This is a genomic window from Bacillus sp. FSL W8-1202 (genome assembly GCF_038006165.1).
Classification (GTDB): Bacteria; Bacillota; Bacilli; order Bacillales; family Bacillaceae; genus Bacillus; species Bacillus subtilis.
Map to the genome: position 1 here is coordinate 1,979,039 of NZ_JBBOUR010000001.1, position 19,331 is coordinate 1,998,369.

Here is a 19,331-nt window from a genome sequence, read left to right on the forward strand (position 1 = left end):
AGGGGGGACACAAATGGCGGTAAAAGTAGTGATGCCAAAATTGGGAATGGCCATGAAACAAGGGGAAGTATCGATATGGAATAAAAAAGTAGGCGACCCGGTTGAAAAGGGAGAAAGCATTGCCAGCATTCAATCGGAGAAAATTGAAATGGAGATCGAAGCGCCTGAAAAAGGAACGCTGATCGATATCAAAGTGAAAGAGGGTGAAGAGGTTCCGCCCGGCACAGCGATCTGCTATATCGGGGACGCTAATGAGTCGGTGCAGGAAGAGGCGAGTGCGCCTGTTGCTGAAGACAGCGTGCCGCAAGCCGTTCAGCCCGTCAAACAAGAAAACAAACCCGCAGCCTCCAAAAAAGATCGATTGAAAATATCTCCAGTTGCGAGGAAAATAGCAGAAAAAGCAGGATTAGACCTAAAACAGCTGAAAGGAACTGGACCAGGCGGACGAATCGTGAAGGATGACGTGACAAAGGCTCTTGCTGAACAGAAAAAAGATCAGGCAAAGCCTGGTTCGGAACAGAAAGCGCAGGAAATCCCGGTGACAGGCATGAGAAAGGTCATCGCTGCCCGAATGCAGGAAAGCCTGGCAAACAGCGCACAGCTGACGATCACGATGAAAGCTGATATCACCAAGCTTGCCACTCTTCAAAAACAGCTTTCACCAACTGCGGAAGAGAGATACGGCACAAAACTGACGATCACTCATTTTGTCTCAAGAGCCGCCGTTCTCGCTCTGCAAGCTCACCCTGTGCTGAACAGCTTTTATCAAAATGAGCGCATCATCACACATCCTCATGTGCACCTTGGTATGGCTGTAGCCTTGGAAAATGGCTTAGTGGTGCCTGTGATCCGCCATGCTGAAAAGCTATCGCTGATTGAACTGGCTCAATCTATCTCAGAAAATGCCAAAAAAGCACGCGAGGGACGTGCGGGAAGCGAAGAACTGCAAGGCTCTACCTTCTCCATTACAAACCTTGGCGCATTTGGAGTTGAGCATTTCACACCAATACTAAATCCGCCGGAAACAGGCATTCTCGGCATCGGAGCAAGCTATGACACGCCGGTGTATCAAGGGGAGGAAATCGTCAGAAGCACAGTCCTGCCGCTCAGCCTGACATTTGATCACAGAGCGTGTGACGGCGCCCCTGCCGCTGCATTCCTGAAGGCGATGAAAACATATTTGGAAGAACCCGCAGCATTAATTTTATAGGAAAAGCAGGTGAAAACGACATGACATTAGCCATTATCGGCGGCGGACCTGCAGGCTATGCGGCTGCGGTTTCTGCGGCACAGCAGGGCAGAAACGTGCTGCTCATTGACAAAGGCAAGCTTGGGGGGACCTGCCTGAATGAAGGCTGCATCCCGACAAAGTCTTTGTTAGAAAGCGCAAACGTTCTTGATAAAATCAAGCATGCCGACAGCTTTGGAATCGAACTTCCGGCAGGTGCGATATCAGTCGATTGGAGTAAAATGCAAAGCCGAAAACAACAGGTTGTCAGTCAGCTTGTCCAAGGCGTTCAGTACCTAATGAAGAAAAATCAAATACAGGTTGTAAAGGGAACAGCCTCCTTTCTTTCTGAAAGAAAGCTCTTAATCGAAGGAGAAAATGGAAAAGAAATCAGAGAGGCGGACCAAGTATTGATTGCCTCCGGGTCAGAGCCAATCGAGCTGCCTTTCGCTCCGTTTGACGGCGAATGGATCATCGACAGCAAAGACGCGCTTTCTCTTTCCGAAATTCCGTCTTCACTAGTCATTGTCGGCGGCGGTGTCATCGGGTGTGAGTATGCAGGGCTGTTTGCCAGATTGGGATCGAAGGTGACCATCATTGAAACAGCGGACCAGCTGATCCCGGCTGAAGACGAAGATATTGCCCGTCTTTTTCAGGAGAAACTTGAGGAAGACGGTGTCGAAGTGCATACCTCATCCAGATTAGAGCGGGTGGATCAAACGGCCAAAACAGCAATATGGAAAAGCGGTCAGCGAGAGTTTAAAACGAAGGCCGATTATGTGCTGGTGGCGATCGGCAGAAAACCCCGTCTTGACGGATTACAGCTGGAACAGGCGGGAGTTGATTTTTCTCCAACAGGCATTCTGGTGAATGGGCACATGCAGACGAACGTGCCTCATATTTACGCGTGCGGAGATGCTATAGGGGGCATTCAGCTGGCGCATGCCGCTTTCCATGAGGGCATCATCGCTGCTTCTCATGCTTCCGGAAGGGATGTCAAAATCAATGAGAAACATGTGCCGCGCTGCATCTATACGTCCCCGGAAATCGCGTGTATCGGAATGACAGAACGACAGGCAAGAAGCATATACGGGGATGTGAAGATCGGCGAATTTTCTTTTTCCGCAAACGGCAAGGCGCTCATTAAACAGCAAGCGGAAGGAAAGGTCAAAATCATGGCTGAACCGGAATTCGGCGAAATCGTGGGTGTCTCGATGATTGGCCCGGATGTAACCGAGCTCATCGGCCAAGCGGCAGCGATCATGAATGGTGAGATGACGGCAGATATGGCGGAGCATTTTATCGCCGCCCATCCGACTTTATCGGAAACATTGCATGAGGCGCTGTTAAGCACGATCGGCCTTGCGGTACATGCATAATAAAGGAAAAAGCAGGCGCATGGATATAAGGCGCCTGCTTTTTTATTGTTGAAAGCGCTTTATTTTTCCCCTACAATAGATGAAAACGGCGTGTAAGGGAGGAGCGATCAAGGAAATGAATTCGGTCCCAAACGATTTGCAAACCTGGAAACGTTTTGTGAAAGACGGTGTGCTTGACGAAGCCCGATTAAGAAAACGGATTGCCGAGTCATGGCATCGCTGCAAAAAAGCTGAGGTCAATCCTTATTTAGAAAAAGGCCCGAAGGTTTTACAGCAAACGGAGCTGGATCAGCAGTCAAAAAAACATTCATTCTTCTTGACGACCGCAAAGCCTTACCTCGAAAAACTGCTGCCTGCCATAAAAGAAATGGAAATGATGGCGCTGTTAATTGATTCAGACGGTGTTGTTCTGGCATTGGACGGCCATCCCCGCGCGCTCTATGAAGCCAAACGCATCAACTTTGTTGAAGGGGCATGTTGGACGGAAACGGCTGTCGGAACAAATGCGATTGGCACGGCGCTCCACATCAGCGAGCCGGTTGCAATACAGGGATCAGAGCATTACTCCATTGCTTCCCATCTTTGGAACTGTTCAGCCGCTCCGATTCACCATGAGGATGGCAGCCTTGCGGGTGTGATTGACATATCGTGTCCGGCGGCAGGCGCTCATCCTCATATGCTTGGTATTGCCACTGCGATCGCCTATGCAGCTGAACGGGAACTCGCAGCTAAAAGCCGTGAGAAAGAGCTCGAGCTGATCAGTCGTTTTGGAGAGAGAGCTGCATCCAGTGTGCCGATGGTGCTATGCAATAACAAGCAGCACATCATCAGTGCGAGCATACCGATTCGAACCTCAATGCCGGATTGGCAGGGCCGGCACCTGTATGAGTTGAAGGAACGGGGCTACTCAATCGAAAAAGCTGTCACCATAGGAGATGGCGGCACTTGTTTTTATCTTTCGGAACATAAGAAAAAGAAGGTGTTTCGATTCAATGGAGTGATCGGGAAAAGCGGCAGATCGCAAGCGATGCTGATGAACCTTGAACGTGCAGCTGCGGCAGATGCAACGGTCTGTTTGTCGGGCGAAACTGGTACGGGAAAGGAAGTCGCGGCTCGCGCTCTTCATGAGAACAGTGAGAGACGTCACGGTCCGTTTGTTGCTGTCAATTGCGGAGCGATTCCGTCTGATTTGATTGAGAGCGAACTGTTCGGATATGCAGAGGGAGCTTTTACGGGAGCGAAACGAAATGGCTATAAAGGCGCCTTTCAAAAAGCGAATCAAGGCACATTATTTTTAGATGAAATCGGAGAAATTTCCCACTCGATGCAGGTTGCACTTTTACGGGTGCTTCAGGAACGCAAGATAACGCCAATCGGCGGGACGAAAGAAATTCCGGTTGATATCAGAGTTATTGCCGCCACACATTGTGATTTACGCGAGCTTGCCGAAAACGGAAAAATCAGAGAGGACTTGTTTTACCGTCTTCATGTCTATCCAATTGAACTGCCTCCATTACGCGATCGCACCGAGGATATCCCGGACCTCTTTGAGTACTACAAACAGAAGAATCATTGGCCAGGCGAACTTCCTTCTGATTTTTGTCATGTGCTGAAGCAATGGAAGTGGCCGGGGAATATCCGTGAGCTGTTTAATGTGTTTGAACGTCTTTCTATCAGATTTCCGGACGGCCGGCTGAGGGATGAACCGCTACCCGCTTTACTGGAAGCCGCTGGATTGCCGGCCAGCTCTGCAGAAAAAAAGCCGGCTGTTGCCGGCGTGCTTACCTTTCGTGAGCAAATCCAAAAGGATATGATGATCAAAGCGCTTGAATCTGCAAAAGGAAACGTCTCTCAAGCCGCAAAAATCAGCGGGATCCCCCGAAGCACTTTCTACAAACGCCTGAAAAAATTCAACTTGTCCGCTGAATCATAAAGCATACTTCCTTCAGGAAATGGAAACGTTATGTATTGAAGGAGGGTGTTACGATGAATATTCAAAGGGCGAAAGAAATTGTAGAATCTCCCGACATGAAGAAAGTAACATATAACGGCGTTCCTATTTACATTCAGCACGTAAATGAAGAAACTGGAACAGCAAGAATTTATCCGCTTGACGAACCGCAAGAGGAGCATGAAGTGCAGCTGAACAGCTTAAAAGAGGATTAAACAAAAATGGCCCGCTTCATAAGCAGGCCATTTTGTTATCCGCGCGGCGCAAATAAAATAACACAGACACCGATGAGACAAATGAATGCGCCGATCCAGTCATACAGATCAGGTGTTTTCCGGTCAACAAGCCATCCCCACAGGACCGCAAGCACGATGAATACTCCGCCATAAGCGGCGTATACACGGCCGAAGGATGGGAAGGACTGAAACGTCGGAAGAATGCCGTATACAATGAGGATCAGCGCCCCGGCGATTCCGTAGCCGGCTGGCTTTGCCTCTCTCAGCCATAGCCAAACCAGATATCCGCCGCCAATTTCGGCAAGCCCTGCCGCGATAAATAAAAGAATGGTAATCAGCATCATGAGCACTCCTCAATTTGCATTTATCTTTCATTATAGAGGAGGAGAGCTTTTAAAGCTTCGGATGATTCTCAAATTCCTTCAAATACGCACTGCGTTGGATGTCTGTAAACTGTCCGATCCAATTGCTTTTCGCCTCTTCACTCAAATGGGGAAGGATATAGCGTTCAACCGCTTCGAAAAACAACGGATTCGCGATGATGTTCCAGGTCGGGATGCGAACGATTTTCCCGTCTGTTTTTTCGATGATAATATCCTCAAAAAAGATCCCTTTCAAACTGTATTGATGACGTCCCATATAAAGCCGCTTCACCTCGGAAAACAGCACGCTGCGCTTTCTCGAAAAGATCTCGCCATTAGGTCCGGTCTTTATGCTGAAAATGACATTTCCACGGCTTGTGAAGGCAGGAAAAGCCATAAAGAATGTGATCAATCCATAAATCATCGCCAGTAAACCGCCGCCCAAATAAAGCAGGGCATATTTAGATTCAAACGTGAGGGCTTCAGACACCAGCCAGACTCCCACAATAAAGGCGCCCCCTGTAGCGAGGAACAGCCATATTCTAAAAAACAGTCTGCTTTTGACCTTAATTACTTCATTGTTTTTCAATTGCTATTCTCCTTTATCGCTCTTTAGCCAAAAATTCCTTTTATCACATCTTTATTTGCTGTTACGATAGAAAATTCATTTTGGGTAATACCTGTTACCAGCCAAGTATGATGGCTGCCAGGCAGAACGAAAGCCATGTCAGCCACTTCCGGGGAGTTGTCTTTGTCATAAACCAGCCGCATCAGCGTATCCATTTTTCCTTTTCGCAAAGCCAGATCATTTACAAAACGGGTAACGTCCTCTTGGTGATCATGCTTATCTAGAAACTCCTTGAGAAGTGTGGGAGTGTCTGAAGCGCCCTCCAAAAGCAATTCAAATTCAGTTGATGTCAGAGAGATCAGTGATTCTTTGTGATCTTCTGCATCTATTATATTTAAAAACTCGGATGTTTTAGAGAGTAATCCATTAGTTGAATCCATTTTTTTGATTCTATGCACCTGTTCATCAAACAGCAATTCATGAGAGTAAGTACCAAACTTTGAAACATGGCAGGATATATTCTGTTCTTTGCCTTGTTCATCAAATTTGGACAGCTTCACTGTATAGTCGGCGTCGTTTAACACATGGATAAACGGACAGTATTCGTCCTTTAGCCGATATTGATGATTCCGATATTCCGCCGCATCTTTGGCTAAGAGTGAGCGGCACGCGGCTTCAAATAAGGCGCCGAGCTGTTCATCTTCTATTTCGGGAAAATAGGCTTGTTTTAAGGCCATTCCCTGTTCGAAAAACCCTTCGCTGTAAAAACAAAACAAGAGTTCTTCTATGCTGATTGTAAACTGCTTCATTGTTTATTCTCCTATCCAAATGAAAATTTCCCTTTAAGGAAATGGGTTGCGCCGTGTATGAGCGAATCCGCTGTTTTCTTTGCTTTTTCTATTCCTTTTTTCGCACTGTCTATCCCTTTATGTATCGTTTTATTCGCCGCATCTATGCCGTCATTCACTGATTTGACGACTTTGCCGGCTGATTCCAGTCCTTTTTTGGCTGTATCAACGACAGCATGGATCGGTTCTTTAAGTTTTATCGCTGCTTTTTCAGCATAGACTGATGTGAATTTTGCGATTTTTTCCCCAACAAACCCTCCTACTGCCGAACCAATTGTGCCTCCGATTACTGTGCCGACAGGACCTAACACACTTCCTACGGCACCGCCCACAACAGCACCAGCTGTGGCACCGCCGGCAACAAAAATCGTATTATTCACAGCATTTCCGACAGCCTTGGCGTTTTCACGCTTGAGAACTTCGGGTTTGTCCTGGTATTTTGCATAATTTTCAGCAATTTTCACGCCTGCTCCGAATGTTTCGGTCGCACCGGTAATCAGTGTGGCGGTAATGGCATTTCCTTTCGCGAATCTCAAGCCCGTTTTTCCCACATCCTTCAAAGTGGAGCGTACGCCGGCTTCATTAAGAAATCCTTTTGTGTAGCTTCTGACGCTGTTTGAAAAATCCACCGTGTCCTGAGGGAAGTATTTTGTAAACTTTTTATGTACCAAATCTGAAAATGGACGGTTGGTCTTTTTTAACAAATATTTAGGATTCAAAAGCACTCTTGCCGCTTTTTGATAACGTGAGCTGTCAACGGCCCTGGAAATATCCAAGAGCAGTTTTGAGTGCTGGGCTGTATGCAAGCCGCTTGGCTGTTTCACAAATTTCGTAAGCCCTAATCCGTAATATTTTCCCTGCGTCAGCATAAGAGCGGTTAAGCTTGTCATCGTACCGTATTTGTCGTAGGCATTGTAGAGCTTTCGCAAAATATCATCTTGTTCCACAAATTTATCGCCTGTTTTTCTGATGAAAATCTCATTGTCACTCAGCTTAGTGACGAGCGCCTTTCCTGAGCTCCACGCATCGCCCACTCCAGAAAAACAGCTGCTGTAGAGGGGATCGCATTGCAAAATCATCTGCCCCAGCTCCACATGCAGGTCCTTATATTTGTTTTCCATATCAGTTAATTCAGTGACTACATCATTTGCAAGCTGTTCGAGCTTATCCGGATCAACTGCAATGTTTCCTGACACACCGTTCACCTCCCGAGTTTATGTCTTTCCTCTCTTGCTTTACGCTCCAGTTCTTCCATTCTGGCAATTTCAGCTTTTCGTTCTTCTATTTTGACAGCGGCAGCCTTCAGCTCTTGGCTTGTTTCAAGCAGCTCCTGTTCGAATTGATCGTAGGCGGCTTTCGTTTCCTCGAAATCCTGGTCAAACGAATCTCTTGATTTGCCCTGCCAAGCATCTCCCAATGCAAATAACCGGGATTCAAGCAACATTTTGGAGCTTCTGACCTCTTCTGCGGCCGCACTGTACTTGTTTGCCAGCTCAATGACTTTATATGAGTCCAACTTTTGTCCCCTGCCTTTTCTAAATTCACGCACAATTGGATGTTTTATATAAATGATTATAAATAATTCGGCATGTATCCGAATCGTACAAAAGAACCTTTTCATAAGAATTGGAAGGGCGTATATTCACTTAAAATTCACAGTTGGTGAGACTTTAAGATTACAAAAAAGGTAAAAAAAACAAATCCCTCAGACATAAGCCAAATGAGAAATTTCCCGCTCTATGGGAAAAAACACTAAAGTTGATCAAATGACCTAAGTGCGCCAAACGTGTTACGGGACGGGCTATCTCATGGTATAAATGGAATTGTAAACGTTATCAAGGAGGTCGTCATATGAAGAAAAAATCATTCTCAATCGTAATAGCGGGCGGAGGGAGCACTTTCACTCCAGGGATCGTACTCATGCTCTTGGACCATTTGGAGGAGTTTCCGATCAGAAAGCTGAAGCTGTATGATAATGATAAGGAGAGACAGGATCGAATTGCAGGCGCCTGTGACGTTTTTATCAGAGAAAAAGCGCCGGATATTGAATTTGCAGCGACGACTGACCCGGAAGAAGCTTTTACAGATGTCGATTTTGTTATGGCGCACATCAGAGTAGGGAAATACGCGATGCGTGCGCTTGATGAGCAAATTCCGTTAAAGTACGGAGTTGTCGGCCAGGAGACGTGCGGGCCGGGCGGGATCGCATACGGTATGCGTTCGATCGGCGGTGTGCTTGAAATATTAGATTACATGGAAAAATACTCGCCTGATGCGTGGATGCTCAATTATTCCAATCCGGCGGCAATTGTGGCTGAAGCTACGAGACGCCTTAGACCGAATTCTAAAATTCTCAATATCTGTGATATGCCGGTTGGGATCGAAGACCGGATGGCGCAAATTCTTGGCTTATCCTCAAGAAAAGAAATGAAGGTCCGCTATTACGGATTAAATCACTTCGGCTGGTGGACATCAATTCAGGATCAAGAGGGCAACGATTTAATGCCGAAGCTGAAGGAGCATGTATCTCAATACGGCTATATTCCGAAAACAGAGGCTGAAGCGGTGGAAGCGAGCTGGAATGACACATTCGCCAAAGCGCGTGACGTGCAGGCCGCAGATCCTGACACACTGCCGAATACGTATTTGCAATATTATTTGTTCCCAGATGATATGGTGAAAAAATCAAATCCGAATCATACGCGGGCAAATGAAGTGATGGAAGGGCGCGAAGCTTTTATTTTCAGCCAATGTGACATGATTACACGTGAGCAGTCCACAGAAAACAGCGAAATCAAAATCGATGACCACGCATCATATATCGTTGATCTTGCCCGGGCGATTGCCTACAACACAGGTGAAAGAATGCTGTTGATCGTTGAAAATAACGGCGCAATTGCGAACTTTGACCCGACTGCGATGGTCGAGGTGCCATGCATTGTCGGCTCAAATGGGCCTGAACCGATTACCGTCGGCACCATTCCGCAATTCCAAAAAGGGCTTATGGAGCAGCAGGTATCCGTTGAGAAGCTGACTGTTGAAGCATGGGCGGAGAAATCGTTCCAAAAGCTGTGGCAGGCGCTAATTTTGTCAAAAACAGTGCCGAACGCGCGTGTGGCAAGACTCATTCTCGAGGATTTAATGGAGGCCAACAAAGACTTCTGGCCTGAGCTTGATCAAAGCCCGACCCGTATATCATAACTGAAATTCCCCCATTTTCGAATCTGTAATTGTATATAATAGAAAGAAAATGGGGGGATCTGATATGCAGCTCGAAGAACTGATAAATCAGCACTACAGCAAATTGAATGACAACGATTTTCATATTTTAAAATATATATTGAATCATAAGCACACATGCTATCACCTTGGAATCGACGCGCTGGCCAAAGCTTGCAGTGTATCGCGTTCCTCAATTTTACGGCTTGCCCAAAAGCTCGGTTTCAGCGGTTACAGTGAATTTCGCGTCTTTTTAAAGTGGGAAGATCAGCCGGAAGAAGGCGAGAGTATGAGTTTTGAAAAGCTGCTTGATGATATTGAAGCAAATTTGAAGTTCTTAAGGACAAAGGACATGACGGACATGTGCCAGCTGATTGATGCAGCTGACCGCATTTTCGTCTACGGTTCTGGAAATGCGCAAAAGATATGCGCCCGCGACCTGCAAAGAATGTTTATTCCGCGCCATCGCTATCTTATTTTGATTGAAGACACAAATGAATTTAATTTGATGCGCGATGATTTTAAAGTAAACGATCTGTTTATCATCATTTCTCTTTCCGGAGAAACACCGGAGCTGATTCCTCAGGCAAGAATGCTTTCTGCAAAGGGTATTCCCTTTATTTCCATTACGAATTTAAAAAACAATGTCCTCGCCCAGCTGACTCCGCATAATCTTTATGCGACAAGCAGACCTGTGACATTAAGCGATAAAACGGAAATTGTCGCTTTTGCACCGTTTTTTCTCGTTGGCGAAGCATTGTTCCGCGCATATGTTGATTACAAAGAGGCAGAAAAAAATGACAATGAGTAGCAGGGGGTTCTGGTATGATGCAAAAAATTCAGCGCTTTGGAAGCGCGATGTTTGTGCCTGTTTTATTATTCGCGTTCGCCGGCATTATCGTCGGTATCAGCACGCTCTTTAAAAATAAAACCCTCATGGGACCGCTCGCCGATCCTGACGGTTTTTGGTATCAGTGCTGGTATATCATTGAGCAGGGCGGCTGGACTGTCTTTAACCAAATGCCGCTCTTATTCGCCATTGGCATCCCGGTTGCTTTGGCGAAGAAAGCTCAGGCACGCGCTTGTTTGGAAGCGCTTACTGTCTACCTGACATTCAACTATTTTGTCAGCGCGATATTGACGGTATGGGGAGGAGCATTTGGCGTCGACATGAATCAAGAGGTCGGCGGAACGAGCGGGTTAACGATGATTGCGGGCATAAAAACGCTCGATACCAATATCATCGGAGCCATCTTTATTTCTTCGATTGTCGTCTTTTTGCATAATCGCTATTTTGATAAAAAACTGCCCGATTTTCTCGGCATCTTTCAAGGCTCAACATATATCGTGATGATTTCCTTCTTTATTATGATCCCAATTGCCTTGGCTGTGTCTTATATTTGGCCGATGGTTCAATCGGGAATCGGCTCGCTTCAAAGCTTCCTGGTTGCTTCTGGGGCGGTGGGCGTTTGGATATACACGTTTTTGGAACGGATTTTAATTCCGACCGGCCTTCATCACTTTATTTACACGCCGTTTATTTATGGCCCGGCTGTAGCGGAAGGCGGGATCGTCACGTATTGGGCACAGCATCTTGGCGAATATTCGCAAAGCGCCAAACCGCTGAAGGAGCTCTTTCCGCAAGGCGGATTCGCGCTTCACGGCAACTCGAAAATCTTCGGTATTCCGGGTATCGCCCTGGCTTTTTATGTGACAGCCAAAAAGGAAAAGAAAAAACTCGTCGCAGGGCTGCTGATTCCTGTCACACTGACAGCGATTGTCGCCGGTATTACAGAGCCAATTGAGTTTACGTTCTTATTCATTTCACCTTTCTTATTTGCGGTTCACGCCGTGCTTGCCGCCACAATGTCGACAGTTATGTATATGGCCGGCGTCGTCGGAAATATGGGAGGCGGACTGATTGAGGCGGTAACCTTGAACTGGATTCCGCTCTTTGGCAGCCACGGTATGACATATGTGTATCAAATTTTGATCGGGCTCTCGTTTACAGCAATTTATTTTTTCGTCTTCAGATTTTTAATCCTCAAATTCAATATCGCTACACCAGGACGGGAAAAGGATGAACAGCAGGAAACAAAGCTGTATTCGAAAAAGGAATACAGAGAACGAAAAAACAAGGATGAAACGGCCTCCGCTGCTGAAACGGCTGATGACACCGCTTTTCTGTATATTGAAGCGCTGGGCGGAAAAGACAACATCACTGAAGTCACAAACTGCGCCACCCGCCTCAGAGTCAGTGTCAAGGACGAAACAAAGGTTGAACCCGACAGCGTATTCCGCGCGCTTGGCGCACACGGCGTTGTCAGGAACGGGAAGGCGTTTCAGGTAATTATCGGATTAAGCGTACCGCAGATGCGGGAGCGTGTGGAAAAAATATTGAATCAATAAAGACTGCCCTCCTTTTCGGGAGGGTTTTCGTTTGCCGTCAAAAAGACCGCCATAGTAAAGTAAAGAAAGAGACAATCGAGTAAAAAGGGGTTTGGAGGCTTTTACATGCAAAAGGCTTTGTCGTTTTTAAAACCATATTCATTGCTGGCGGGAATTGCGCTGATTCTTATGTTGACGGAGCTTGCAGTTGAACTGCTGCAGCCTTTATTGATTGCAAAAATCATCGACGATGGGATATTGAAGCAAGATCTGCGGCATGTTTGGATATGGGGCGCGGTCATGATCGGGCTGACCGTGTTATCCTTTGCGGCGGGGATGCTGAATTCCTTTTATGCCGCCCATGTCAGCCAAAGCTTTTCCTATGATACGAGAAAAGGGCTTTTTCAAAAAATCCAGTCCTTCTCCTATTCCACATTTGGACAGTTTTCGTCCTCTTCTTATATTACAAGGCTGACAAACGACGTCACACAGGTTCAAAATATGATTTTTATGAGTTTGCGGTTTATGCTGCGGGCTCCCTTAATGATTGCAGGCGGCATTGTACTGTCGCTTGCCGTTAATGTGAAACTCGGCTTTTTTCTGCTTGTGACCATTCCGATCCTGATCTTGTTTTTGCTATGGGTATTAAGGAAAGGCGGGGCACTGTTCCGCTCAGTGCAGAAAAGGCTGGATCAAGTGAACACCATCATGCAGGAAAATTTAATCGCAATCAAGCTGATCAAAGCGCTGCTTCGCGGCAGCCACGAAGTCAAACGATTTATCAAAGCCAACACAAGGCTGATGGAAAAAACGGTTTCGGCCTTTCAGCTTGTGGAATTCACGATGCCTGTACTGATGCTTTTGATGAATCTCTGCATCCTTTTGATTTTGTGGGCGGGGTCCTACAGTATTACGAGCGGAAGCACTCAGGTTGGCGATGTTGTTGCGATAATTAACTACGCAACACGAATTACAGGCGCGCTTTCGATGTTTCCGTTTTTGATTATGATTTTCACCAGGGCGAAGGCTTCAGGGGATAGAATCGGTGAGGTGCTTGAAACAGAAGGCGACGAGCGGGAGGAAGGCATCATATTTGATCGTTTGTCAGGACAGATTGAGTTTCAGCATGTATCCTTTCGCTATCCTGAAATGGACAGAGAAGCGCTCAGGAATGTCTCATTTTCCGCAAAGCCAAGAGAAACGATCGCGATTCTCGGTGCGACGGGCTCGGGCAAGTCCACGCTTTTTCAGCTCATTCCGCGGCTTTATCAGCCGGATTCAGGCCGCATTTACATAGATGAAAAGCCGGTTCAAGATATTCCGGCTGAAGGGCTGCGCAGGCAAATTGGATATGTACCGCAGGAAGTCCTCTTGTTTTCCGGCACAATCAAAGAAAACATCGCTTGGGGCAAAGAAAATGCTTCACTAGATGAAATAATGGATGCGGCCAAACATGCGCAAATTCATGAAACGATTTTGAAGCTCCCAAATGGATATGACACTGTTTTGGGGCAAAGAGGCGTCAACCTGTCCGGCGGCCAAAAGCAGCGGATTTCCATTGCGCGGGCACTGATTCGAAAACCGGCTATCCTTCTATTAGATGACAGCACAAGCGCGCTTGATCTGCAAACGGAGGCGAAGCTGCTTGAAGCAATCAGCACATACCATTGCACAACTTTGATCATTACACAAAAAATAACCACGGCGATGAAAGCTGATCAGATTTTGCTGCTTGAGGACGGCGAACTGATTGAAAAAGGCACTCATAGTGAGCTGCTTTCTGCATCTCAGTTATACAAGCGCATTTACGAGTCACAATTCGGAAGGGAGGGGAGCGAGTCATGCTAAAAGACATCCGCAAGCCTTTCCAATATCCCAAACTGCCAATTGACAAAAAAGAAGGCGCGAAAAAGCGGGCGAAAGCAAAGGATACAAAGGGCACACTGAGACGAATCTGGTCTTACTTGGCTGAAAGAAAAGGACTGCTCATACTTGTCATGCTAATGGTTGTCATCAGCGCCATATTCGGACTCCTTGGTCCCTTTGTGATCGGAAAGGCCATTGACCATTTTATCGTCGGGAAAACGGTCAGCGGCTTGATTCCCGTTTTGCTTCTTCTACTCGCTATCTATATCATTCAGTCCCTGTCGCTTTGGTTTCAAAACTATTGGATGATTACGATCTCGCAGGGCACGGTTTTCAGAATGAGAAGCGAATTGTTCACCCATCTGCATGAGCTGCCGATTCCATTTTTTGATAAACAGCGGCACGGCGAGCTGATGAGCCGGGTGACGAATGACATCGAAAATGTCAGTTCTACCTTAAACACGTCAGTCATTCAAATTTTGTCAAGCGTGATCACCTTTGTCGGGACGATTGCGGTGATGCTGTACATGAGCCCGCTCCTTACATTGATTACACTGACCATTATTCCGGTGATGGCAGCAAGCTTGAAATGGATCACCAACCGAACGGGAAAGCTGTTTAAAGAACAGCAGAAAAATCTTGGTGATCTGAATGGGTATATTGAGGAATCTGTTTCAGGCGCAAAGGTCATCAAAGCATACTCGCGTGAGAAGCAGATTACTGCTGAATTTCTCGAAAAAAACGCTGCACTCAAGACGTCGGGCTTTTGGGCGCAGACGATTTCGGGGTTTATCCCGAAGGTCATGAACTCTTTGAATAACTTAAGCTTTACAATGATAGCGGCAATCGGCGGTTTGTTTGCGCTGAAAGGCTGGATCTCGATCGGCTCCATCGTCGTCTTTGCCGAGTATTCAAGACAATTTACACGCCCTTTAAACGATCTGGCCAACCAGTTTAATACGATGCTGTCCGCAATCGCCGGCGCTGAACGGGTGTTTGACGTGCTTGATGAAAAAGAAGAGCGCGAGGATGAAAAGAACGCCGTGCATCAGCCCATCCAAACAGGCAGCATTGAATTCCGGGATGTGTCCTTCGGTTACGATAAAGGGCAGCATACCCTGAAGCATTTACAGTTTACCGTGCCTGCGGGGCAGTCCATCGCGTTTGTCGGACCGACGGGGGCGGGGAAGACAACCGTCACTAACCTTCTCGCCCGTTTTTACGAGCCTGACGAAGGAAAAATTTTAATCGACGGTACAGATATTAAAACCCTTACTAGAGCAAGCCTGAGAAAAAACATGGGGTTTGTTCTTCAGGATTCTTTCTTATTTCAGGGAACGATCAGAGAAAACATTCGCTACGGCAGGCTTGATGCTTCTGATCAGGAAGTCGAAGCCGCTGCAAAAACAGCGAATGCCCATAGTTTTATTAAAAGGCTGCCAAAAGGGTATGACACCGTGCTGACGCAAAACGATTCGGGCATCAGTCAAGGACAGAAGCAGTTGATTTCTATAGCGAGGGCGGTGCTTGCCGATCCGGTTCTTCTCATTTTGGATGAAGCGACAAGCAACATTGATACCGTAACAGAAGTCAACATTCAAGAAGCGCTCGCCCGTTTAATGGAAGGAAGAACAAGCGTCATCATTGCCCACAGGCTGAACACCATTCAAAGAGCGGACCAGATTGTGGTGCTAAAAGACGGTGAAATGATTGAAAAAGGCAGCCATGACGAGCTGATTCGGCAAAAAGGATTTTACAGTGACTTATATGAAAGCCAATTTGAGAAATAGACCTTTGTCCTGCACAGAGGTCTTTTTTGTTACAGTTTTATAGTACTTTTATTTCATTTTCGTAAAATGTAACAAAATTACTTGACGTAAACAAGTTATGTATATATACTAGCTTACATTAAGTAAGTGATAACATTTATCAAGGAGGATAAAATGAATAAATCATTTGAAATTGGCACATTACTTTTAAGAGTTATTACAGGTATTATCTTTTTTGTTCACGGTTTATCAAAGTTTCAGGGAATGGAGGGCACCATCCAATTTTTCGGCAGCATAGGCCTTCCAAGCTTTATGGCGTATGTCATCGCAGCGATTGAACTCATTGGCGGAGTGCTTGTCTTCTTCGGATTGGCTACACGTATTGTCGGTGTACTGTTCGCTCTTACACTGATCGGCGCCATCATCACTGTTAAGCTGAAAGCGCCATTCATGGGCAATGCAGAATTTGATTACCTTCTGCTTTTGACATCCATTCACCTGGCGCTTACTGGAAGCCGATTCCTGGCGCTGGACCCATTTGTGTTTAAAGGAAAAAAGAACGAAAACGTTTCAGCATAAGAAAAGAGGCATGCAGCATGACCAGCATTCATGAGGATACACACATTGGCTATGCCAAACTCACAATTCGCAGTCTGGAGCGTTCGCTTCAGTTCTACTGTAACGTCATCGGTTTTCAAGTCTTAAAAAAGACGGATCGCCAAGCGGAATTAACGGCTGACGGGAAACGCGTACTGCTTATTCTTGAAGAAAATCCGAGCGCTGTCGTCTTGCCTGAACGGTCTGTGACAGGCCTTTATCACTTTGCGATTCTTCTTCCGGACAGGAAAGAACTTGGGATTGCGCTTGCCCGCTTGATTGAACACGGCATTGCTATCGGACATGGAGACCATGCTGTCAGCGAAGCGCTCTACCTGTCTGATCCTGACGGAAACGGCATTGAAATGTACGCTGACCGCCCCCGCAGCACGTGGCAGCGTGATTGGGAAGGAAACTATGTCATGACGACAACCGCTGTTGACATTGAGGGCCTTCTGGAAGAGGCAGGAGATGAGCGGAAAACATCGCTTCCGAACGATACAATCATCGGACACATTCATCTGCATGTCAGTGATTTGAAAGAAGCAAAGGCGTTTTATACAGATGTACTGGGCTTTGACATTGTCGGAAACTATGCGGGCATGTCCGCCCTCTTCGTTTCAGCCGGGGGGTACCACCATCATATCGGCTTAAACATTTGGGCGGGAAGAAATGCGCCGCCTAAACCGACAAATGCCAGCGGACTAGATTATTATACTGTTGTCCTGCCTCACCAAGAGGAGCTGGATTTGGTGGCAAACCGAGTCAAACATGCCGGGTATTCGATTGAAGAGACGGAAAACAGCTTTCGTGTGAAAGACCCTGTTTCCGGCGCCTATATTACATTTGTGATTTAACTGCAATCCCCTTGCCGAAAAAAACGGCAGGGGGATTTTTTATTTTCTGGAAACTCCTGTGAAAAATGCCCTGAGGCAGGTATGATAAGAAGGGAATTGGGTATTGGGAGTGATGAGCGTGAAGGCTCTTTTTTTTACTAGGATTTTCACCTTAATGGTAAGCTGTTCGGTTTATTTTCTTCTTGTAGAGGATGACAGCTGGTTTGAGTATTTGTTCATCGCTGGCGGTGCAAGTGTATTCTTAGCAAATCATCTCTTATTAAGGGTACAGAAATATGCGATTATTTTTTGTCTAATTGATATTGCAGTTGGCTTTTCGTTCGGTTTCATGTTTCCGGGTACAGGTTTATATATTACATTGCTCAGCCCGGTTGCAGTTACCTTTTTTCTGAAGGGATTTGACCGAAAAACTGTATGGTCTGTCCTGTGTTTTTGTTTTATGATGTGGCTGATTGTTCTATTACGCACATATCATATGCTTGGTGATGAATATGTGATGGATCATTGCATCAGCATGACATTCGTTGTCTTCTGTGGTGTCGTCGGCAAATTAATCCGCAAGCTGTTGGATGCGCAGGATACGGCAAAACAGCAGTTTCAGGAACTGACGGAGTCCCATCTGGCGCTGTCTGCTGCACATCAGGAGCTCCATTTATATGCGAAGCAGGTTGAAGAGCTGACTGCCATTTACGAGCGGAACAGAATGGCGCGGGAAATCTATGATACAGTGGGGCATAAAATGACGGCCCTTCTCGTCCAGCTGCAGCTTTTGCGTGAATGGCAAAAAAGAGACAGCAAAAAAGCGGATGAGACAGTAGGTGTCTGTGAAACACTTGCCCGTGAAGCGCTTGATGATGTCCGCTTATCAGTACGCACTCTGCAAACTGAAAACGATCCTTCGCTAATCGAATCGCTGAAACAGCTGACAGAGGACTTTTGCAAAAATGCAGGAGTCACAACAGAATTTGCGGTCAGCGGTGATCCTGCAATCATCCCGCTGTCTCTCCATCCGACACTGATCAGAACGGTGCAGGAAGCACTGACCAATGCCAAACGGCACGGCGGCGCCGCAGCTTGTTCGATACAGCTTGCCTGCACAACGGACAGCATCAGCCTTGTCATTAAGGATGACGGCAAAGGCAATCCCGAGGCAGCACTTGGTTTTGGTCTCTTGAATATGAAAAAGCGGGCAGCGGAGCATGGCGGAACGATCCGCTTTGAAAGCGAACAGGATCAAGGATTTACTGTGAATGCAGAATTTTCACTTGCCAATAAAAAATGGAGCTTCAGGCCCGTGCAGCAAAAGGAGAGTTTATCATGATTAAGATCATCATTACCGACGATCAGGATATCGTCAGAGAAGGGCTGGCATCCCTGCTCCAGCTCCGAGAAGAGCTCGATGTGATCGCAACGGCGCGAAACGGACAGGAAGCCTTCGAAAAGGCGAAAGAGCTGGAGCCGGATATCGTGTTAATGGACATCCGCATGCCGGTTTCCAACGGGGTGGAGGGAACAAAATTAATCACAAGTTCACTGCCCGGCGTAAAGGTTTTGATGCTGACAACCTTTAAGGATTCAGCGCTGATTGCTGAAGCGCTTGAAGAAGGAGCAAGCGGGTACCTGCTGAAGGATATGTCGGCAGATACGATTGTAAAAGCGGTGATGACTGTTCATTCTGGCGGAATGGTGCTTCCGCCGGAATTGACTGCCCAAATGCTGAATGGATGGAAGCGTGAAAAACAGCTGAAAGGAATAAATGAGATAGAAAAACCTAAGGAGCTGCTCGACCTGACCGAGCGCGAAATCGAAGTTCTGGCTGAGCTGGGGTACGGGCTGAATAACAAAGAAATTGCCGAAAAGCTTTACATTACAGAAGGCACAGTCAAAAACCACGTTTCAAATATTATCAGCAAGCTGGCTGTCAGGGACAGAACCCAAGCCGCCATTTACTCGGTCAGATATGGTGTATCTGTCTTTTGACATATGACGTTTTGCATATACGCTTCTCTGAAAAGGCCTTTTACAGGCCTTTTTTTCATGCCCTATGTTCTATCTGCCGCTAC

At 46.6% G+C, this 19,331-nt stretch carries 18 protein-coding genes; 13 read left to right on the plus strand and 5 right to left on the minus strand.

From position 1 onward, the window contains the following. The first annotated feature begins 13 nt into the window (after positions 1 to 13). From acoC to NSQ09_RS10225, 4 genes are all read left to right on the plus strand, one after another. Positions 14 to 1,210: an acetoin dehydrogenase complex dihydrolipoyllysine-residue acetyltransferase gene (gene acoC / locus NSQ09_RS10210; RefSeq protein ID WP_017696483.1), complete on the plus strand. Its 1,197-nt coding sequence runs from the start codon at positions 14 to 16 to the stop codon at positions 1,208 to 1,210. Between the two features lie 20 nt (positions 1,211 to 1,230). Further along, positions 1,231 to 2,607, plus strand: coding sequence for an acetoin dehydrogenase complex dihydrolipoyl dehydrogenase (acoL, locus tag NSQ09_RS10215; RefSeq protein WP_017696482.1), 1,377 nt, complete (start codon positions 1,231 to 1,233; stop codon positions 2,605 to 2,607). Positions 2,608 to 2,722: 115 nt separating this feature from the next. After that, positions 2,723 to 4,540 carry an acetoin dehydrogenase operon transcriptional activator AcoR gene (gene acoR, locus NSQ09_RS10220; RefSeq protein ID WP_041332829.1) on the plus strand — a complete coding sequence of 606 codons (1,818 nt, stop codon included), beginning with the start codon at positions 2,723 to 2,725 and terminating at the stop codon, positions 4,538 to 4,540. Positions 4,541 to 4,593: 53 nt separating this feature from the next. Next, positions 4,594 to 4,773, plus strand: a complete 180-nt coding sequence (locus tag NSQ09_RS10225) for a small acid-soluble spore protein H (RefSeq protein ID WP_003244276.1) — start codon at positions 4,594 to 4,596, stop codon at positions 4,771 to 4,773. Between the two features lie 35 nt (positions 4,774 to 4,808). Here NSQ09_RS10225 and NSQ09_RS10230 read toward each other — a convergent pair whose 3' ends face one another. The 5 genes from NSQ09_RS10230 to NSQ09_RS10250 are packed head-to-tail and all read right to left on the minus strand — an operon-like array spanning position 4,809 to position 8,088. Further along, positions 4,809 to 5,138, minus strand: a complete 330-nt coding sequence (locus NSQ09_RS10230; RefSeq protein ID WP_072557049.1) for a YnfA family protein — start codon at positions 5,136 to 5,138, stop codon at positions 4,809 to 4,811. Positions 5,139 to 5,187: 49 nt separating this feature from the next. Continuing rightward, positions 5,188 to 5,745 carry a YfjD family protein gene (locus tag NSQ09_RS10235; RefSeq protein WP_017696479.1) on the minus strand — a complete coding sequence of 186 codons (558 nt, stop codon included), beginning with the start codon at positions 5,743 to 5,745 and terminating at the stop codon, positions 5,188 to 5,190. A gap of 23 nt (positions 5,746 to 5,768) precedes the next feature. Then, positions 5,769 to 6,533 (minus strand): hypothetical protein, encoded by a 765-nt coding sequence (locus NSQ09_RS10240; protein WP_017696478.1) that lies wholly within the window; start codon positions 6,531 to 6,533, stop codon positions 5,769 to 5,771. Between the two features lie 11 nt (positions 6,534 to 6,544). Then, positions 6,545 to 7,768: a hypothetical protein gene (locus NSQ09_RS10245; RefSeq protein WP_017696477.1), complete on the minus strand. Its 1,224-nt coding sequence runs from the start codon at positions 7,766 to 7,768 to the stop codon at positions 6,545 to 6,547. 5 nt (positions 7,769 to 7,773) lie between these two features. Next, positions 7,774 to 8,088 carry a WXG100 family type VII secretion target gene (locus tag NSQ09_RS10250; RefSeq protein WP_017696476.1) on the minus strand — a complete coding sequence of 105 codons (315 nt, stop codon included), beginning with the start codon at positions 8,086 to 8,088 and terminating at the stop codon, positions 7,774 to 7,776. A 335-nt stretch (positions 8,089 to 8,423) separates the two neighbouring features. Between NSQ09_RS10250 and glvA the strand changes: the two genes are divergently transcribed. The 9 genes from glvA (at position 8,424) to lnrK (ending at position 19,248) form a co-directional block, all read left to right on the plus strand. Further along, a complete protein-coding gene (glvA, locus tag NSQ09_RS10255) occupies positions 8,424 to 9,773 on the plus strand; it encodes a maltose-6'-phosphate glucosidase (RefSeq protein ID WP_014476180.1) in 1,350 nt (449 codons plus the stop codon). Between the two features lie 64 nt (positions 9,774 to 9,837). Next, complete coding sequence (gene glvR / locus NSQ09_RS10260) at positions 9,838 to 10,602, plus strand: MurR/RpiR family transcriptional regulator GlvR (protein ID WP_128473730.1); 765 nt, start codon at positions 9,838 to 9,840, stop codon at positions 10,600 to 10,602. A 14-nt stretch (positions 10,603 to 10,616) separates the two neighbouring features. Beyond that, positions 10,617 to 12,200: a PTS maltose transporter subunit IIBC gene (gene malP, locus NSQ09_RS10265; RefSeq protein WP_003233606.1), complete on the plus strand. Its 1,584-nt coding sequence runs from the start codon at positions 10,617 to 10,619 to the stop codon at positions 12,198 to 12,200. 105 nt (positions 12,201 to 12,305) lie between these two features. Further along, entirely contained in the window at positions 12,306 to 14,027 is a 1,722-nt protein-coding gene (locus tag NSQ09_RS10270) for an ABC transporter ATP-binding protein (RefSeq protein WP_095010722.1), read from the plus strand. Beyond that, a complete protein-coding gene (locus tag NSQ09_RS10275) occupies positions 14,021 to 15,835 on the plus strand; it encodes an ABC transporter ATP-binding protein (RefSeq protein WP_144453882.1) in 1,815 nt (604 codons plus the stop codon). Before NSQ09_RS10270 ends, NSQ09_RS10275 begins: the two co-directional genes overlap by 7 nt. 153 nt (positions 15,836 to 15,988) lie before the next feature. Further along, entirely contained in the window at positions 15,989 to 16,393 is a 405-nt protein-coding gene (catD, locus tag NSQ09_RS10280) for a DoxX family oxidoreductase CatD (protein ID WP_015252533.1), read from the plus strand. Positions 16,394 to 16,410: 17 nt separating this feature from the next. Further along, on the plus strand, positions 16,411 to 17,268 hold the full coding sequence (catE, locus tag NSQ09_RS10285) for a catechol 2,3-dioxygenase (RefSeq protein WP_128473732.1): 858 nt from the start codon (positions 16,411 to 16,413) through the stop codon (positions 17,266 to 17,268). Positions 17,269 to 17,386: 118 nt separating this feature from the next. After that, the gene (locus NSQ09_RS10290; protein ID WP_341031276.1) at positions 17,387 to 18,589 is read left to right on the plus strand and encodes a sensor histidine kinase; all 1,203 of its coding nucleotides are present in this window, start codon (positions 17,387 to 17,389) and stop codon (positions 18,587 to 18,589) included. Then, positions 18,586 to 19,248, plus strand: a complete 663-nt coding sequence (gene lnrK, locus NSQ09_RS10295) for a two-component system response regulator LnrK (RefSeq protein WP_144453876.1) — start codon at positions 18,586 to 18,588, stop codon at positions 19,246 to 19,248. The genes NSQ09_RS10290 and lnrK overlap by 4 nt, the downstream gene beginning before the upstream one ends. Positions 19,249 to 19,331: the final 83 nt, after the last annotated feature.

Bases quoted from the DNA above. Each gene is read 5' to 3' on its own strand.
- glvR (WP_128473730.1), top strand. From the start codon at position 9,838: ATGCAGCTCGAAGAACTGATAAATCAGCACTACAGCAAATTGAATGAC.
- NSQ09_RS10225 (WP_003244276.1), top strand. From the start codon at position 4,594: ATGAATATTCAAAGGGCGAAAGAAATTGTAGAATCTCCCGACATGAAG.
- catD (WP_015252533.1), top strand. From the start codon at position 15,989: ATGAATAAATCATTTGAAATTGGCACATTACTTTTAAGAGTTATTACA.
- malP (WP_003233606.1), top strand. From the start codon at position 10,617: ATGATGCAAAAAATTCAGCGCTTTGGAAGCGCGATGTTTGTGCCTGTT.
- NSQ09_RS10275 (WP_144453882.1), top strand. From the start codon at position 14,021: ATGCTAAAAGACATCCGCAAGCCTTTCCAATATCCCAAACTGCCAATT.
- catE (WP_128473732.1), top strand. From the start codon at position 16,411: ATGACCAGCATTCATGAGGATACACACATTGGCTATGCCAAACTCACA.
- glvA (WP_014476180.1), top strand. From the start codon at position 8,424: ATGAAGAAAAAATCATTCTCAATCGTAATAGCGGGCGGAGGGAGCACT.
- NSQ09_RS10240 (WP_017696478.1), bottom strand. From the start codon at position 6,533: ATGAAGCAGTTTACAATCAGCATAGAAGAACTCTTGTTTTGTTTTTAC.
- acoL (WP_017696482.1), top strand. From the start codon at position 1,231: ATGACATTAGCCATTATCGGCGGCGGACCTGCAGGCTATGCGGCTGCG.
- acoR (WP_041332829.1), top strand. From the start codon at position 2,723: ATGAATTCGGTCCCAAACGATTTGCAAACCTGGAAACGTTTTGTGAAA.
- lnrK (WP_144453876.1), top strand. From the start codon at position 18,586: ATGATTAAGATCATCATTACCGACGATCAGGATATCGTCAGAGAAGGG.
- NSQ09_RS10230 (WP_072557049.1), bottom strand. From the start codon at position 5,138: ATGATGCTGATTACCATTCTTTTATTTATCGCGGCAGGGCTTGCCGAA.
- acoC (WP_017696483.1), top strand. From the start codon at position 14: ATGGCGGTAAAAGTAGTGATGCCAAAATTGGGAATGGCCATGAAACAA.
- NSQ09_RS10270 (WP_095010722.1), top strand. From the start codon at position 12,306: ATGCAAAAGGCTTTGTCGTTTTTAAAACCATATTCATTGCTGGCGGGA.